This is a genomic window from Halobacterium hubeiense, from assembly GCF_001488575.1.
Lineage (GTDB): Archaea > Halobacteriota > Halobacteria > Halobacteriales > Halobacteriaceae > Halobacterium > Halobacterium hubeiense.
The window spans coordinates 1,794,020-1,809,583 of sequence record NZ_LN831302.1 but is presented as its reverse complement, the minus strand read 5'-3'; the positions used below and the strand labels follow the sequence as shown (position 1 = coordinate 1,809,583).

Sequence of the window (15,564 nt, the reverse complement as noted above, 5' to 3'; positions counted from 1 at the left end):
GGTTCGTTATCCACGGTACCAACCACGTAGTAAAAAGGACCGGGGTTGGGGTGGTTCAGAGCCCGAGATACCCCGCGTTCGGGAGGACGCCCAGCAGGTAGAGGACGCCGACGACGAACATCACGACGGCGATGGCCATCGCGGGCGGGTCGACGTGCGTGCCCGAGTGCGAGTAGAACACGCGCTGGGCGACCTCGCCGACGAGGCCGGTGACCCCGCCGAGCGCGCCGGCGGCGAGCAGTGCGACGGCTTCGCTGCCGAACACGGGGAGCCCGACGGCCGCGCCGACCGCGCCCAGCAGCGTGATGTGGTGGGTGACGGGAATCTTCTCGACGCCCAGCTGGAGGAACAGCAGGCTCATCGCGGAGATGCCGTACCCCATGAAGACGCTCCCGGTCTCCAGCCAGATGTAGCCCGCGAGCACGCCGCCGACGAGCCCGATGGCGGTGACGCCCGACCACTGGTACTGGTGGGGGAGCCACGGCTCGGTCGCGAGCCGCGCGCTCGCGGTGCCGCCGTCGGTCGCGGCGCGCTTCTCGCCGCGCTCGAACGGCGTCATGTCGAGGAAGCCCGACCCCGCGGGGCGACCGAGCAGCGGGTAGCCGAAGGCGACCCGGGCGACCAGCGCGGTCACGACGACGGAGAGCGCGATGCCGTCCGTGGGGACGCCGAGGCCGCTGGAGACGCGGCTGACGAGCAGCCCGAGCGCGCCGAACGCCGCGCCGACCGCGAGTACGTCGGGTTTCGTGCCGAACGCGTAGGAGATGTCCTTCCCGAAGTGGTACTCGTCGCCGTCGGGCGCCATCTCGGGGTACTTCTTGCCGGCGTACGCGGAGGCCGCGACGCCGCCCGCGAACGCGATGTGCGGGCCGGTGATGGCGCCGAACCCGATGACGCCCGTGAGCCCGGTCGCGATTTCGCCCTTCGGCACCGCCTCGACGGTGCCGATCTGGCGTTCCAGAATCGCCAGTCCCTCCCCGAGGAAGACGACGAACCCCGTGAAGATGAACGACGGGAGCGCGCCAAGCGCCGCGCCGAACGCGCCGCCCGCCAGCGCCGTAATCAAGAGGACGGCGAACGGCTCGGCTTCCATCCCGACGACCGGAATCTGGACAATCCCGTACATGGTCAGTCCTCCTGCGCCCAGTCCAGCGAGCGCTCGACGGCGTCGTCCCACCGGCCGTACATCTTGTCGGCCTTCGACTCGTCCATGTCGGGTTCGAACTGCCGGTCGACCTGCCAGTTCGAGCGCAGTTCGTCCACGTCGTCCCAGTAGCCGACCGCGAGGCCGGCGGCGTACGCCGACCCGAGCGCGGTGGTCTCGTCCACTTCCGGGCGGACGATGTTCGTCTGGATGATGTCCGACTGGAGCTGGCAGAGGAAGTTGTTCTTCACCGCGCCGCCGTCCACGCGCAGCGACGTGGTCTCGACGCCGGAGTCGGCCTCCATCGCTTCCGCGATGTCCCGCGTCTGGTAGGCGATGGATTCCAGCGTCGCGCGGACGATGTGCTTCTTCTCCGTGCCGCGGGTCATCCCGACGATGGTGCCGCGGGCGCGGCCGTCCCAGTGGGGCGCGCCGAGCCCCGTGAACGCCGGGACCATGTAGACGCCGTCGGTCGATTCGGCGGAGCGCGCGAGCTCCGCGGTCTGGGCGGCGTTGTTGATGAGGTCCACGTCTTCGAGCCACTCGATGGCGGCGCCCGTGACGAAGATAGACCCCTCCAGCGCGTACTGGACGGGTTCGCCCGAGCGCTGGAAGCCGATGGTGGTGAGGAGGCCGTGGTCGGACTCGACGGCCTCGTTGCCGGTGTTCATGAGGTAGAACGAGCCGGTACCGTAGGTGTTCTTGGCGTCGCCCTCGTCGAAGCACGTCTGCCCGAACAGCGCGGCCTGCTGGTCGCCGAGCGCGCCCGCGACAGGGACCTCGGCGCCGAGGAAGCCGTCCGGATCGGTGTGGCCGTAGAGGTCCTCGTCGGAGGACGGCCGGACCTCCGGCAGCATCTCGGCGGGGACGTCGAACTCCGCGAGCAGGTCGTCGTCCCACTCCAGCTCCCGGATGTTGTACAGCATCGTCCGGGAGGCGTTCGAGACGTCCGTGACGTGGTTCCCGGTGAGGTTGTAGATGAGCCACGCGTCGATGGTGCCCATCAGGAGTTCGCCCTCGCGTGCGCGGTCGCGGAGGTCCTGCGTGCGCGAGGTCTGGAGCTTCAGCGGCTGGGCGTTGTCCAGAATCCACTCGGTCTTCGTCGCGGAGAAGTACGCGTCGGCCTCCAGGCCGGTCTTCTCGCGGATCTCCTCGATGTCGCCGTTGGCTTCGAGTTCCTCGACGCGGTCGGTGGTGCGGCGGTCCTGCCAGACGAGCGCGTTGTGGACGGGTTTGCCGCTGGCGGCGTCCCACACGACGGTGGTCTCGCGCTGGTTCGTGATGCCCAGCGCCTCCAGTTGGGTGGCGTCGAGGCCGGCGGCGTCGAGACCCTCGGTGACGACCGACTTCGTGTTCTCCCAGATTTCGACGGGGTCGTGTTCGACCCAGCCGGGTTCGGGGTAGATCTGTTCGTGCTGTTCGTAGGCGTTCGCGACGACCTGCCCGCTGTGGTCGAAGACCATGAAGCGGGTCCCGGTCGTCCCCTGGTCTATCGAGCCGACGTAGGTGTCTGACATGGGTTGGGTGCTCCGTGTGGCGGCCGATTAGTTTACCGACTTCGCCGCTCTGGCAGTAAATAAGAACGAACTATAATAAATGTTACTGTGGGTAAGGAATCGGCGGTAAAGAGCCGTCTCTCTGCCGCGACACCGTCACGACGGCCGGATGGGGGTTCTGTGTGGGGTAGTGCCCGAGGGATTCTACCGCGTCGAACGCGCTACGCCCCCGGTTCGCGGGCCGAACGCACTCAAATTTACTGTGGGATCGGATTCTACGATAAAATAAAGTGCGTGGGTGTCGAACCCGAACACAGATGGCATCGGTACCACACATCGCCGTCGTCGGCGGCGGTTCGACGGGCACCGGCATCGCCCGCGACCTCGCGATGCGCGGGTTCGACGTGACGCTCGTCGAACAGGGCAACCTCACGCACGGCACCACCGGCCGGATGCACGGGCTGCTCCACAGCGGCGGCCGGTACGCCGTCGCCGACCAGGCGAGCGCCCGCGAGTGCATCGCGGAGAACCGCGTGCTCCGGGACATCGCGAGCCACTGCGTCGAGGAGACCGGCGGCCTCTTCGTCAAGCGCCCCGAGGACTCCGAGGAGTACTTCCAGGAGAAACTTCAGGGCTGTGAGGACTGCGGCATCCCCGCGGAGGTCGTCTCCGGGGAGGAAGCCCGCGAGATGGAACCCCACCTCGCCCGGGACGTCGAGAAGGCAATCGCCGTGCCGGACGCCGCCGTGGACCCGTTCCGGCTGGTCGTGGCGAACGCCGCCAGCGCGCAGGAACACGGCGCGCGCGTCGAGACGCACTCCACGGTCACGGACCTGCTCGTGGAGGGCGGCGAGGTCGTCGGCCTCGAAGTCGAACACGACTCCGGCCCCGGCAAGCACGTCCACGGGACCGAGGGCGGCACCGAGGAGATTCGCGCGGACCACGTGGTGAACGCGACGGGCGCGTGGGCGGGCCGCATCGGCGACATGGCGGGCGTGGACGTGGCGGTCCGTCCCTCGAAGGGGGTGATGACCGTGATGAACGTCCGACAGGTGGACACCGTGGTCAACCGCTGTCGGCCGAAGGGCGACGCCGACATCGTCGTCCCCCACGAGACGACGGCCATCCTCGGGACGACCGACGTGGAAGTCGACGATCCCGAGGACTACCCCGAGGAGCAGTGGGAGGTCGACGAGCTGATAGACACGCTCTCGGAGCTGGTGCCGATGCTCGCGGAGGCGCGGACGGTGCGGTCGTTCTGGGGCGTCCGCCCGCTGTACGAGCCGCCGGACGTCGGCAGCGACGACCCGACGGACATCACGCGGGACTTCTTCCTGCTGGACCACGCCGACCGCGACGCCCTCCCCGGCATGACGACGGTCGTCGGCGGGAAGCTCACGACCTACCGGATGATGGCCGAGTCGGTCGCCGACCACGTCTGCGAGCACTTCGGCGTCGACGCGGAGTGCCGGACCGCCGACGCCCCCCTCCCGGGGAGCGAGGAGTTCTCCGTGCTCCGCGACTACATGGACGAGTTCGGCCTGCGCTCGCCAATCGGCCGGCGCAGCGTCGAACGCCTCGGGTCGCGCGCCGACGACGTGCTCGACACCGACGCGCCGAACCCCGTGGTCTGCGAGTGCGAGGGCGTCACGCGCGCGGAGCTGCAGGACGCCATCGAGCAGTCCGGCTCCGACCTCAACGCCGTCCGCATCCGCACGCGGGCCTCGATGGGGAACTGTCAGGGCGGCTTCTGCGCGCACCGGATGGCCAGCGAACTCCACGGGGAGTACGACGAGGAGACCACGCGGCGCGCGTGGGACGACCTCCTGCAGGAGCGCTGGAAGGGCCAGCGCCACGCGCTCTGGGGCGAACAGCTCTCGCAGGCGATGCTGAACTACGCGCTGCACGCGACCACGCAGAACCGCGACAGCGACCCCGCCGACGGCGACGGCGTGGACTTCGCCGCCTTCGACGGCGGTCCCGACGCGGCCCGAACGGACGGAGGGAACCGTGGCGATTGAGTCGGACGTCCTCGTCGTCGGCGGCGGGCTCGCGGGGCTGACGAGTGCGCTCGCCGCGGCGCGGGCGGGCGCGGACACCCGATTGGTCTCTTACAAGCAGAGCACGCTCCGGCACGCCTCGGGACTCGTGGACGTGCTCGGCTACACGCCCGACGGGGACGGCCCGCTCGCCGACCCCTTCGACGCGATTCCCGACCTGCCGGAGTCACACCCCTACCGGACCGTCGGCGTGGAGACGGTCCGCGAGGCGCTGGCGCTGTTCGACGACGCTGCGCCCCGCTACCGCGGCGACCACACGGACGCGAACGCGCTCGTGCCGACCCACGGCGGCACCGTCAAGCCGACCGCGCGCTATCCCGACAGCGCGAGCGCCGGCGTCGCCAGCGACGATCGCGACGCGCTCCTCGTGGGCTTCGCGGCGATGCCGGACTTCGACGCGCCGCAGGCCGCCGCGCACCTCGACGCCGCCGGCGTCCCCTTCGACGTGCGCGGCGCGACGATTCAGTTCCCGGGCGACCTGCGCGCGGACGCGAAGGTCACGCGGTACGCGAAGCTCCTCGACGCGAACAGCGCGGTGCCCGTGGACGGTCGCGACAAGTCAGTCCGAGCCGCGCTCGCGGAGCGCGTGGCGGCCGAACTCGACGGCGAGGAGCGCGTGGGCTTCCCGGCGATTCTCGGCGACGACGACGCGGCGGGCGTCCGCGAGTCGCTGGCCGACGAACTCGGCGTGGCCGTCTTCGAGGTGCCGATGGGGCCACCCTCGCTGCCGGGGTTGCGGCTGGAGGACGCGCTGTTCGACGCGCTCGACGACGCGGGCGTCAGCATCGAGACCGGGAACCCGGTCGTGGACTACGACGGCGGCGACCGCATCGAGCGGGTGTACGTCGAGAAGAACAGCGCGTGCATCCCGAACGCCGCCGACCAGTACGTGCTCGCGACCGGCGGGCTCGTCGGGAAGGGCGTGGAGTCCGACCGCGAAGGCGTCTACGAACCGATTTTCGACTGCCACGTCGCGCACGCCGACGACCGCTATGACTGGTTCGCCGACGACGCGTTCGGCGACCACCAGTTCGCGCGGTTCGGCGTCGCGACAGACGACGAACTGCGACCCGAGGCAGCGGACGGCAGCACCGAGTTCGAGAACCTGCGGGCCGCCGGGAGCGTGCTCGGCGGCTACGACTTCGCCGCCGAGAAGTCCGGCTCGGGGGTCTCGATTGCGACCGGGTACGCGGCCGGCCGCGCGGCAGCGGAGGAGACACGATGAGCGACAGCCAATCCACCGACTTCGACCCAGTGGCACCGAACGCCGGCGAGGACTTCGAGCCCGTGGACGTCTTCGACGACAGCGACGACTTCGACCTACGCCCGGGCGCGGACTCCTGTTACAAGTGCTCGACGTGCGACACCAACTGCCCGGTCGCGGAGGTCGACGACGACTTCCCCGGGCCGAAGTTCCAGGGGCCCGAGCAGTGGCGGCTCAAGCGCCGCGACGACGACCACAGCGTCGACGACTCGGTGATGGACTGCTCGAACTGCATGCGCTGTGACAACGCGTGTCCGTCGGGCGTGGGGCTCTCCCAGATGCACAACACCGCGCGCGGCGAGTACGTCAGCGAGGAAATGGACAAGCTCTCGGTGGAGTACGTCCGCAACCGCCTGCTCGCGAACTACCGGAAGTCCGCGTGGCTGGCGAGCAAGGTGCCGCGGCTCGCGAACGCCGCCGCGAACTTCGGGCCGGCGCGCTGGCTCGGCGAGAAACTGCTGGGCGTCACCGGGGAGCGCGAGTTCCCCGACTTCGCCACGGAGACGTTCACCGAGTGGTGGGCCGCACAGGGCGGCGCCGCCGGCTCGAAGGAGCGCGCCCGCGAGGCCCGCGAGCGCCGCGGCGAACCCCGGGACGCCGACAAGAAGGTCGCGTACTTCCACGGCTGCTACGCCGAGTACAACACCCCGGAGGTGGCGAAGGCGCTGGTGCGCGTCTACGAGCACTTCGGCTACGAAATCGTCGTCCCGGAGCAGGGCTGTTCGGGCACGCCGATGTTCGCCAACGGGATGCTCGACGACGCGCGCCGCGACGCCGAAGTGAACGTCTCGTCGTTCGCGGACCTCGTGGAGGAGGGCTACGACGCTATCGCCTCCTGCACGTCGTGCTCGATGGCGATTCGCCAGGAGTACCCCGAACTGTTCGACATCGACGGCATCGAGGACGTCGCCGCGAACACGTTCGAGTCCGTGGAGTACCTCCGCATCCACGAGGACCTCGAAGGCGAGCTCGCGGACGCCGACGTCGGCGACGACCTCGCCGCGGAGTTCGCGTACCACGCGCCCTGCCACGCCCGCAATCAGGGGCTGGACCGGCAGGCCGTCGAACTGTTCGGCGACCTCGACGGCGTCGGCGTCGAAGACGTGGGGGACTCCTGCTCGGGCATCTCCGGGACGTACGGCTGGAAGGCCGAGAAGTACGAGACCTCCATGAAAATCGGCGACGAGATGTTCGACCACATGGAGGCCGCCGAGGGCGAGACCGGGATGACCGAGTGCCCGACGTGCGCGATGCAGATGGAGCACGGCACCGGCTACGACGTCCGGCACCCGCTGGAACTGCTGGAAGCAGCGGTCGTCGCGTGAGGGCGAGTTACCGGAGAGACTTTGCTTCCGGGCGCGAACGCGTGCCGTATGCGAGCGCGTGTCCTCGTCGTCGCGGCCCTGCTACTCGTCGCGGGGTGTGGCGGACAGGCGAATCCGGGCGCGACGACGGACGCAGCGGAGACGAGTGACGCGACGACCGTCGAGACGACGACCGGCCCCGCGAATCCGTGGCAGTCCGAGCAGCTAACCGTCGCCGTCCAGACCGGGGCGTACACTGACCCGGGGTACGTCGCCGCGGTCCGGCGCGCGACGGCGTACTGGAACGACCACGCCGCAGCCAGCGCGTACGACGTCGAACTCTCGTTCGAGCGGAACGCGTCGAATCCCGACGTCGTCGTCGAGTACACCTCGCGACTCCAAGTCTGTGGCGGGGAGACGAGCACGGGGACGTTCTACTCGTGTACGGACACGTACGATAGTGGCGAGACGGAACAGGGGACGTCGACGGTCGAACTGGCCGGTGGGTACACGGCGAACGCGACCGAGCGCATAGCGACGCGCGCGTTCGCGAGACTGCTCTCGGTCTCGGACGGCGACGAGCCGGCGGACTTCCCCGAGTTGTCCAACCCCGCGAACCGCGACCCGTGGCCCGAACCCGGCCCCGTCGTCGTCAGCGTCGACCAGACGGCGGCTTCGCGGAACGTGACGCCGCTCGTCGAGCAGGCCGTCGCCTACTGGGAGCGAGACGGCGTGACGAAGAACTACACCGCGGACTTCCGCGTCGCGCCGAACGCGTCGAACCCCGACGTCGTCGTCCGGTTCGAGCCGAACGTCACCTCGTGCGGCGTCGAGTCCGGAACCTCGATTCTCGGCTGCGCGCCCGTCTTCGGCGTCCACGACCGGACCTACGAGCAGGAGACCATCGAAATCGAGACGGGGTACACCGACGAGAGCACGCTGGAGACGCTGAAACACGAGTTCGGCCACCTGCACGGCCGCCTCCACGGGCAGGCGCCGATGCCGTTGATGAACGCGACGTCGGACGCGACGCGGCTCCCGATTCCGGACGCGCGGACGGTCGCGTACCCGTGGCGGACGACGAACGTCTCCGTGGCCGTCGAGGGCGAGCCGACGGAGTTCGAGCAGGAACAGGTCGACGCCGCGCTGGGGTACTTCGAGTCCGGCGCGGAGGGGTTCTTCGCGGCCGAGACGCCGTCGTTCGCGCGCACGCAGAACGCGTCGGCGGCGGACATCGTGATTACGGTCTCCGACGACGGGTCCGCGTGCGGCGACGGCTACGGCGGCGGGTCCTGCGGGAGCGTCCGCGGGTACAGCACGGACGCCGACGACGCGCTCGAATACTACACCGAGGCCGAGATTACGACCGCGAACGCCGACGAGGACAGCGTCGCGTGGCACGTCGGTTACTGGCTGGCGTACGCGTTCGGCGCGCAGGACGGGGAGTTCCCCGAGCCGCTCGACGGGCAGAACGACGACCGCGACGGCCGCTGGTGGGAGTGATTCGATGAGACCCGGCGACTCCGGGCTGGCCGCTTACAGCGGGTAGTCGCGGGGCTCGTGCTGGATGGAAATCCACTTCGTCTCCGTGATTTCGCGGAGGAACGCGTCGCTGTTGTACTCGCCGACGCCGGACGCGCCGATGCCGCTGAACGGCACGTGGGCCTCGTCGTTGATGGGCTGGTCGTTGATGTGGACGTTGCCGGTCTCCATGCGGCCGGCGATGTCCTTCGCGACCGAGAGGTCGCCCGCGTGGACGGCGCCGGAGAGGCCGTACTTCGTGTCGTTGGCGATTTCGACGGCTTCGTCCACGTCGCTGAACGGGATGACGGGCGCGATGGGGCCGAAGTGCTCGTTGCACGCGGCTGCCATGTCGTTGGTCACGCCGGAGAGCACGGTGGGCTTGACGACCAGCGAGTCCTCGACGCCCTCCACGTCGGCGGTCTCACCGCCGGTCTCCAGCGTCGCGCCGGCGTCAACGGTCTGCTCGACGTATTCGAGCATCTCGTCGCGCTGGGACTCGTCGATGATGGGGCCGACCACGGTGTCGCCCTCGTGGGCGCTCCCGACGGCCAGCTCCTCGGCGCGCTCGGTGAGCTTCCGGACGTACTCGTCGTAGACGTCCTCGTGGACGATGTGGCGGTTGATGGAGATGCAGACCTGCCCCTGGTGGACGAACGAACCGAATGTCGCGGCGTCGACGGCGCGGTCCACGTCGGCGTCGCTGGCGACGACGAACGCGTTGTTGCCGCCGAGCTCCATCGCCGGGACGGCGAGGTTCTCGCCGGCGAGGCCGGCGACGTGCTGGCCGACCTCCGTGGAGCCGGTGAAGGAGACGACGTCGCTCTCGGGGTGGCTGGCGACGCGGTCACCGATGTCGGAGCCGCGGCCGGTGACGACGTTCACGACGCCCTCGGGGAGGTCGGTCTGCTCGAAGAGCTTCGCGAACAGCAGGCCGCCCGTGATGGGGGAGTTCGTGGAGGGCTTGAGGACGACGCTGTTCCCGGCGGCGATGGCGGGCAGGACCGCTCGCGCGCTCAGGTTCAGAGGGAAGTTCCACGGCGAGATGACCGTGACAACACCCTTCGGCCCGCGCTCGACGATGTTCTCCTTGCCGGGGATGTTCGAGTCGGCGTGCTCGCCCTTCATGCGTCGGGGGAGCGTGGCGGCCTCGCCGGCGTGGTCGGAGGCGATTTGGATGGACGTCTCGCCCATGATCTGGGAGCCGCCGACCTCGTGGGCCAGCAGGCTGGTGACGTCCTCGGAGTGCTCCTGCAGGGCCTGCAGGAACTGCTGGATTACCGCCGAGCGCTGCGCGGGCGGGGCCTCCGCCCACTCCTCCTGGGCTTCGGCGGCCGCCTCGTAGGCGGCGTCGACGTCGCTCTCGGTCGCGGCGGGGACGTCGGCGACGACCTCGCGCGTCGAGGGGTCCTCGACGGCGATGGTCTCCCCGCTCTCGGCGGGTACCCACTCGCCGTCGATGTACTGCGCGCTCCAGTCGGCGTCGATGGACAGGTCGGTTGTCATCTGCGTTTTACCAGACGGTAGAACGAGGTAAAAGCGGGCGGGATGGAGTGACATCCGCCGATTCACAGCCAGCGAACAACTCCGGGAGTGGGAGAGCGCCGCTCCCATCCGACGTGTTTTACTGTCTGGTAAACAACGGTGAGACATGACCGCCAACGACGCGTCGACGACCGACGGCCCCGTCCCCGGCGAGCGAGTGCGACACGGAACGGGCGTGAACTCGAATCGCGCGTTCCCGACGAGCCACCACCCCGAGCACCTCGACCCGTTCGTCCTCTTCGAGCGGTTCTACATCGACCCCGACCAGGGGTTCCCGATGCACCCCCACCGCGGCTTCGAAATCGTCTCGTACATGATCGACGGCGGGATGGACCACGAGGACTCGCTGGGCGTCAGCAACGTCGCCGAGGAGGGCGAGGCGATGCGCATCACGACCGGCAGCGGCATCCGCCACTCCGAGTTCCCCGCGGGCGGCCGCGGCTGCAACGGCCTCCAGCTGTGGGTGAACCTCCCGCGCGAGAAGAAGGAGGTCGACCCCGACTACGTGGACGCCACGCAGGCCGACCTGCCCACCGAGGAACACGACGGCGCGACGGTGACCACCGTCGTCGGCGACGACTCGCCGCTCTCGCTGCACACGCCCATGGAGTATCTGGACGTGCGCGTGTCGGACGCGTACGAGTGGACGGTCCCCGAGGACTGGACGGGCTTCGTCTACGGCGTCGCCGGCGAGGGGACCGTTGCCGGAGACGCGTTCGGCGAGGGCGACGTCTTCCCGGTCACCGACGAGACCGCGGTCGAACTCCGCACCGACGCCGACCTCCGCGTCGTCGCGGTCGCCGGCCGGCCACACGACGAGCCGATTCAGCAGCGCGGCCCGTTCGTCCTCTGAACGGCCGCACCGCCGTCGCTGGCTCCTCGGCGCGCCGCCTCGGCAGGAACTGCCGGCTTTTACCTGATGGTAAGTTTCTTCCTCGGGGAGCACGGATACACGCCCATGGCAGACGTAGCAGTCGTCGGCGGCGGTCCCGCCGGCCTGTCCGCAGCACAGTTCGCCGCGAAGAACGACCTCGACACCGTCGTCTTCGACACCGACGAGACGTGGATGCACAAGGCCCACCTGTTCAACTACCCGGGCGTGCGCTCGATGGACGGGATGACGTTCGTCGACATCGCCCAGAAGCAGGCGAAGGCCCGCGGTGCCGACCTCCACGAGGGCGAGGAAGTCACCGCCGTTGAGCAGGACGGTGACGGCTTCGCTGTCACGACCGCGGACGGCGAGTACGAGGCCGACTACGTCGTCCTCGCGACCGGTGGCAACCGCGACCTCGCCGAGGACCTCGGCTGCGAGTTCACCGACGAGGACGTCGTCGACGTGAACCTCGACATGGAGACGTCCGTGGACGGCGTCTACGCGACCGGCGCGATGGGCCGCCCCGAGAAGTGGCAGGCTGCCATCGCCGTCGGCGACGGCGCGGCCGCCGTCCTCGACATCCTCTCGAAGGAGAAGGGCGAGTACTACCACGACTTCGACATGCCGTCGGACGTCCCCGAGCTGTAACGCGGCCGCTTCTCACCCGTTATTTTCGCGAGCGCCCAGCGACAGCGCTCCCGTTCGCGGACGCGACGCTCGCGCGAAAATCAGTCCTGTTCCAGCGAGTCCAGCACGAACTCGTCGATGGCCGCGCGGGCCTCCGCGGGCGCGTCGTCGTGCCCCAGCGAGATGCGGCGCTCGCGGGCCGCGTGAATCACGTCCGTGATGAGCTGGCCCATCCGCTCGGCGTCCACCTCGCGGAAGACCCCCTGCTCGATGCCGTCCTCGATGACGGCGACGATGCTGCCGCGGAGCCGGCCGTAGTGCTCCTCGAACAGCTCGCGGTGCTCGGCGTCGTTCTGCGCGTGCGCGTACAGCTCGTGGTAGACTTTCATCCGGTCCCAGTGCGTGAACTCCTCGAACTCCGGCCCGAACAGGCACTGGTCGATGCGCGCGTCCAGCTCCGACCGCGGGTCCATGTCCTCGGCGACCTCGACGCTGCCCTCGTACTGGTCGATGACGTACTTCAGGAACGACGACAGCAGGTCGTACTTCCCGTCGAAGTGGTAGTGGATGACCTGCCGCGACAGCTCCATCTCCTCGCCGATGTCCCGCACCCGCAGGTCCTTGTACCCGTGCTCGCTGAGCGCCCGGAACGTCGCCTCCATGATCTCCTCGCGGGTGTCGTTTGCGCCGACTATCCCGTCTGCCTCGCTCATTACGCCCCGTTAGGGCGGGTAGACTCATATCGGTTTCTTCGTCGGGACGCCGCCAACCACGGTCGGCCGCTCGCGCTACTGCCACGTGTCCGCCCGATTCCGACGCGCTGTTCTGCGAAACGCTTTCTGGGGTTCGGACGCTCCTTTCGGTCGTGTCCACGACTGTCACGACGCCCGACTCAGACGAGACGTGTGCGTACTGTGAGTCGCGCATCTTCGACCATGACCCCATTTGTGTTCGTGACTGTGACGACGACTGTAGTTCGCCGACATACTTCTGTAACTTCGCGTGTCTGTCGTCGTACATCGACGAGAACGATCTTACGACCGGCGACGCGTGCTCGTGGCGTCCCGACGGCGACAGTCGTTGTTAGTCGAGGGGAGCCCGTCGACAAATGCCGATAACAACTAGATATACGGTAGAAAACTGGCGAACAGGGGAGATGGCGATCCGTTCCATTCCTGACGAGGTGCTGTCGCTCTCTTTTGAGGAAGTTCTGGAGATATCCTTTGGTAGGTTCAGAAGTGTAGACCTGAACCCCGTTGAACTCCTGTTTGCTTGTACGTTCTTACACAACGGCTGGCGAGTAGTTCGGACTCCGATGAATCGGAATCATCCGATAGCAGAGAGTAATACGGTGGCTATTGAGCGAGCTACCGGAGTAGAAGATGCGTTGTTTGGTTCTGGTGTGCCGGATCTTTTCCTTTGGGACACTGATGGAAGACATCGGTTTGTGGAGGTGAAAGCGAGTGAAGACTCGCTGAACGAGAATCAGAGAGAATGGGCCGAAACCTATGACTGGGAGCTCGATATTGCTCAATTAGCACATGCAGATGAGAGTCTATCGGACGAAGAAATAATGGAGAGAAACAGGCTAACGTAGGGTCTTGTCTCGTTTTGATGAATAGTGAAGCGGTCACTCGTTAGGACGGAATTTTGCCTCTGTGACGAATTAGAGATCTGAGCGCCTGAGAATGTGCGGATGAGTTGGGGCGGATTGTGAACCTCGCCGAGACGTTCGTCCTCGCTCCGCTCGGACGCTGCGACTCGTCTGGTTCAAATCCGCCAACGCCACACAACTGAGACGACGCGAGATACACGGAGGTCTCTCGCGGTCGTTACGTCAGTAGAAGTGGGTTGGGGCGGATTTGAACCGCCGACCTCCTCCATGTCAAGGAGGTGTCATAGCCTGACTAGACCACCAACCCGCGGCGGTCTTCGAACGCATTCCAGCGTAGTCCGGGGGTATAGTTGAAGGTTTCGAATCGGTACCCGCGTGGGGGTTCGTACCCCGGCAGAGTTAAGTGAACGTACAGAGTTATACATTACAACGCGGAACCGTACATTGGTGTCCACAATGGAGGAATACATCGAGCGCGTCACCGCCGGCGAGGACCTCACCCTCGACGAAGCGCGTGACGCCGTCACCCGGCTGTTCGAGGACGCGACAGACGCGGAAATCGGCGCGCTGCTCGCCGCGCTCCGCGCGAAAGGCGAGACCGAGACCGAAATCGCGGGGTTCGCGCAGGGGATGCGCGACGCCGCCAACACCATCGACCCGGACCGCGAGCCGCTGGTCGACACGTGCGGCACCGGCGGCGACGACTACGACACCATCAACGTCTCCACGACGTCCACGATGGTCGCCGCGGGCGCCGGTGTCCCGGTCGCGAAGCACGGCAACTACTCCGTCTCCTCGTCGTCTGGGAGTTCTGACGTCCTCGAAGAAGTCGGGGTCGACCTCGACGCCAGCCCCGAAGCGGTCGAGGAGCGCATCGAGGACGACGGCATCGGCTACATGCACGCGCCCGCGTTCCACCCCGCGATGAAGGCGGTCATCGGCCCGCGCCGCGAACTCGGCATCCGCACCATCTTCAACGTGCTCGGGCCGCTGACGAACCCCGCGGGCGCGGACGCGCAGGTCGTGGGCGTCTACGACCCCGACCTCGTGCCTGTGCTCGCTCGCGCGCTCTCGCACATGGGCGTCGACCGCGCGCTCGTCGTCCACGGCGACGGCCTCGACGAGTTCGCGCTCCACGGCGAGTCCGTCGTCGCCGAACTCGACGACGGCGACATCGAGGAGTACACCGTCACGCCCGCGGACTTCGGGCTGGAGGAGGCGCCCATCGAGGACGTCTCCGGCGGCACGCCCGAGGAGAACGCCCGCGACCTCCGCGGCATCGTCACCGGCGACGTCACCGGCCCGAAGCGCGACATCATCCTCGCGAACGCGGGCGCGGCCATCTACGTCGCCGGCGAGGCCCACTCGCTCGAAGCAGGCGCCGAGCGCGCCGCCGAGGCCATCGACTCCGGCGCCGCCGAGGAGACGCTGGAGACGCTCCGGGACCCCGCGACGGCGACGCGATGACGCGCGCGAAAGTCTGTGGTCTCACGAACGAGCCCGACCTCCGCGCGGCCGTCGATGCGGGCGCGGACGCCGTCGGATTCATCGCGGACGTGCCCGTGGACACGCCCCGCGAGGTGAGCATCGAGCAGGCGGCGGACCTCGCGGCCGCCGCGCCGCCGTTCGTGACGACGGTGCTCGTGACGATGCCCGAGGCGCCCGAGCGCGCACTCGAACTCGCCGAGCGCGTGAACCCGGACGCCGTCCAACTGCACGGCGACCTCTCCGTGGGCGATGTGGAGCGCGTCGCAGAAAACACTCGCGCGGCGGTCCTGAAGACCGTCGACGCGGAGGACTCCGAGGGCGCGCGCTACGACGACGCCGCCGACGCGCTGCTCGTGGACTCCGTGGACGCGGAGGGCGCGGGCGGCACCGGGCGTACGCACGACTGGGACGCGACCCGAGAGTTCGCCGACAGCGTTGACTCGCCGGTCGTGCTCGCGGGCGGGCTGACGCCCGAGAACGTCGCCGAGGCCGTCGCGACCGTCGAGCCGTTCGCGGTGGACGTCGCGTCCGGCGTCGAGAAGACGGGCGGCGAGAAGGACCACGACGCAGTCCGGCGGTTCGTCGCGAGCGCGACGGAGCGCCGGGAGGTGGAGGCGTGACCGACG

The 15,564-nt window shown here is 68.3% G+C and carries 14 protein-coding genes and 1 tRNA gene; 10 read left to right on the top strand and 5 right to left on the bottom strand.

Annotated elements, in window-relative coordinates:
* Positions 1–55: 55 nt before the first annotated feature.
* Together HHUB_RS09490 and glpK are read right to left on the bottom strand one after the other, a co-directional pair.
* Positions 56–1,126: a hypothetical protein gene (locus HHUB_RS09490; protein ID WP_059057378.1), complete on the bottom strand. Its 1,071-nt coding sequence runs from the start codon at positions 1,124–1,126 to the stop codon at positions 56–58.
* A gap of 2 nt (positions 1,127–1,128) precedes the next feature.
* Positions 1,129–2,661 (bottom strand): glycerol kinase GlpK, encoded by a 1,533-nt coding sequence (gene glpK / locus HHUB_RS09485; RefSeq protein WP_059057377.1) that lies wholly within the window; start codon positions 2,659–2,661, stop codon positions 1,129–1,131.
* Between the two features lie 296 nt (positions 2,662–2,957).
* Between glpK and glpA the strand changes: the two genes are divergently transcribed.
* The 4 genes from glpA to HHUB_RS09465 are packed head-to-tail and all read left to right on the top strand — an operon-like array spanning position 2,958 to position 8,771.
* Positions 2,958–4,661 (top strand): anaerobic glycerol-3-phosphate dehydrogenase subunit GlpA, encoded by a 1,704-nt coding sequence (gene glpA, locus HHUB_RS09480; protein WP_059057376.1) that lies wholly within the window; start codon positions 2,958–2,960, stop codon positions 4,659–4,661.
* The gene (glpB, locus tag HHUB_RS09475) at positions 4,651–5,925 is read left to right on the top strand and encodes a glycerol-3-phosphate dehydrogenase subunit GlpB (protein ID WP_059057375.1); all 1,275 of its coding nucleotides are present in this window, start codon (positions 4,651–4,653) and stop codon (positions 5,923–5,925) included. Before glpA ends, glpB begins: the two co-directional genes overlap by 11 nt.
* Positions 5,922–7,289 carry an anaerobic glycerol-3-phosphate dehydrogenase subunit C gene (locus HHUB_RS09470; protein WP_059057374.1) on the top strand — a complete coding sequence of 456 codons (1,368 nt, stop codon included), beginning with the start codon at positions 5,922–5,924 and terminating at the stop codon, positions 7,287–7,289. Before glpB ends, HHUB_RS09470 begins: the two co-directional genes overlap by 4 nt.
* Before the next feature lie 48 nt (positions 7,290–7,337).
* The gene (locus HHUB_RS09465; protein ID WP_059057373.1) at positions 7,338–8,771 is read left to right on the top strand and encodes a hypothetical protein; all 1,434 of its coding nucleotides are present in this window, start codon (positions 7,338–7,340) and stop codon (positions 8,769–8,771) included.
* A 33-nt stretch (positions 8,772–8,804) separates the two neighbouring features.
* On the opposite strand, the gene HHUB_RS09460 is transcribed toward HHUB_RS09465, so the two are convergent.
* Positions 8,805–10,295: an aldehyde dehydrogenase family protein gene (locus tag HHUB_RS09460; protein WP_059057372.1), complete on the bottom strand. Its 1,491-nt coding sequence runs from the start codon at positions 10,293–10,295 to the stop codon at positions 8,805–8,807.
* Positions 10,296–10,440: 145 nt separating this feature from the next.
* On the opposite strand from HHUB_RS09460, the gene HHUB_RS09455 reads away from it, so the two are divergent.
* Entirely contained in the window at positions 10,441–11,187 is a 747-nt protein-coding gene (locus HHUB_RS09455) for a pirin family protein (protein WP_059057371.1), read from the top strand.
* A gap of 105 nt (positions 11,188–11,292) precedes the next feature.
* Positions 11,293–11,856 (top strand): NAD(P)/FAD-dependent oxidoreductase, encoded by a 564-nt coding sequence (locus tag HHUB_RS09450; RefSeq protein ID WP_059057370.1) that lies wholly within the window; start codon positions 11,293–11,295, stop codon positions 11,854–11,856.
* Between the two features lie 80 nt (positions 11,857–11,936).
* Here the strand turns inward: HHUB_RS09450 and HHUB_RS09445 are convergent, their stop codons facing one another.
* The gene (locus tag HHUB_RS09445; protein ID WP_059057369.1) at positions 11,937–12,548 is read right to left on the bottom strand and encodes a TetR/AcrR family transcriptional regulator; all 612 of its coding nucleotides are present in this window, start codon (positions 12,546–12,548) and stop codon (positions 11,937–11,939) included.
* A 152-nt stretch (positions 12,549–12,700) separates the two neighbouring features.
* Between HHUB_RS09445 and HHUB_RS17360 the strand changes: the two genes are divergently transcribed.
* On the top strand, positions 12,701–12,922 hold the full coding sequence (locus tag HHUB_RS17360; protein ID WP_082687223.1) for a hypothetical protein: 222 nt from the start codon (positions 12,701–12,703) through the stop codon (positions 12,920–12,922).
* A gap of 69 nt (positions 12,923–12,991) precedes the next feature.
* Positions 12,992–13,432 carry a VRR-NUC domain-containing protein gene (locus HHUB_RS16070; RefSeq protein ID WP_169793407.1) on the top strand — a complete coding sequence of 147 codons (441 nt, stop codon included), beginning with the start codon at positions 12,992–12,994 and terminating at the stop codon, positions 13,430–13,432.
* A 250-nt stretch (positions 13,433–13,682) separates the two neighbouring features.
* On the opposite strand, the gene HHUB_RS09440 is transcribed toward HHUB_RS16070, so the two are convergent.
* Positions 13,683–13,757, bottom strand: a tRNA-Val gene (locus tag HHUB_RS09440).
* Between the two features lie 149 nt (positions 13,758–13,906).
* Here HHUB_RS09440 and trpD point away from each other — a divergent pair.
* Together trpD and HHUB_RS09430 are read left to right on the top strand one after the other, a co-directional pair.
* Positions 13,907–14,917 (top strand): anthranilate phosphoribosyltransferase, encoded by a 1,011-nt coding sequence (gene trpD / locus HHUB_RS09435; protein WP_059057368.1) that lies wholly within the window; start codon positions 13,907–13,909, stop codon positions 14,915–14,917.
* Positions 14,914–15,558, top strand: a complete 645-nt coding sequence (locus tag HHUB_RS09430) for a phosphoribosylanthranilate isomerase (RefSeq protein ID WP_059057367.1) — start codon at positions 14,914–14,916, stop codon at positions 15,556–15,558. Before trpD ends, HHUB_RS09430 begins: the two co-directional genes overlap by 4 nt.
* Positions 15,559–15,564 lie beyond the last annotated feature (6 nt).

Bases quoted from the DNA above. Each gene is read 5' to 3' on its own strand.
- HHUB_RS09490 (WP_059057378.1), bottom strand. From the start codon at position 1,126: ATGTACGGGATTGTCCAGATTCCGGTCGTCGGGATGGAAGCCGAGCCG.
- glpK (WP_059057377.1), bottom strand. From the start codon at position 2,661: ATGTCAGACACCTACGTCGGCTCGATAGACCAGGGGACGACCGGGACC.
- glpA (WP_059057376.1), top strand. From the start codon at position 2,958: ATGGCATCGGTACCACACATCGCCGTCGTCGGCGGCGGTTCGACGGGC.
- HHUB_RS09470 (WP_059057374.1), top strand. From the start codon at position 5,922: ATGAGCGACAGCCAATCCACCGACTTCGACCCAGTGGCACCGAACGCC.
- HHUB_RS09465 (WP_059057373.1), top strand. From the start codon at position 7,338: ATGCGAGCGCGTGTCCTCGTCGTCGCGGCCCTGCTACTCGTCGCGGGG.
- HHUB_RS09460 (WP_059057372.1), bottom strand. From the start codon at position 10,295: ATGACAACCGACCTGTCCATCGACGCCGACTGGAGCGCGCAGTACATC.
- HHUB_RS09455 (WP_059057371.1), top strand. From the start codon at position 10,441: ATGACCGCCAACGACGCGTCGACGACCGACGGCCCCGTCCCCGGCGAG.
- HHUB_RS09450 (WP_059057370.1), top strand. From the start codon at position 11,293: ATGGCAGACGTAGCAGTCGTCGGCGGCGGTCCCGCCGGCCTGTCCGCA.
- HHUB_RS09445 (WP_059057369.1), bottom strand. From the start codon at position 12,548: ATGAGCGAGGCAGACGGGATAGTCGGCGCAAACGACACCCGCGAGGAG.
- HHUB_RS16070 (WP_169793407.1), top strand. From the start codon at position 12,992: ATGGCGATCCGTTCCATTCCTGACGAGGTGCTGTCGCTCTCTTTTGAG.
- trpD (WP_059057368.1), top strand. From the start codon at position 13,907: ATGGAGGAATACATCGAGCGCGTCACCGCCGGCGAGGACCTCACCCTC.
- HHUB_RS09430 (WP_059057367.1), top strand. From the start codon at position 14,914: ATGACGCGCGCGAAAGTCTGTGGTCTCACGAACGAGCCCGACCTCCGC.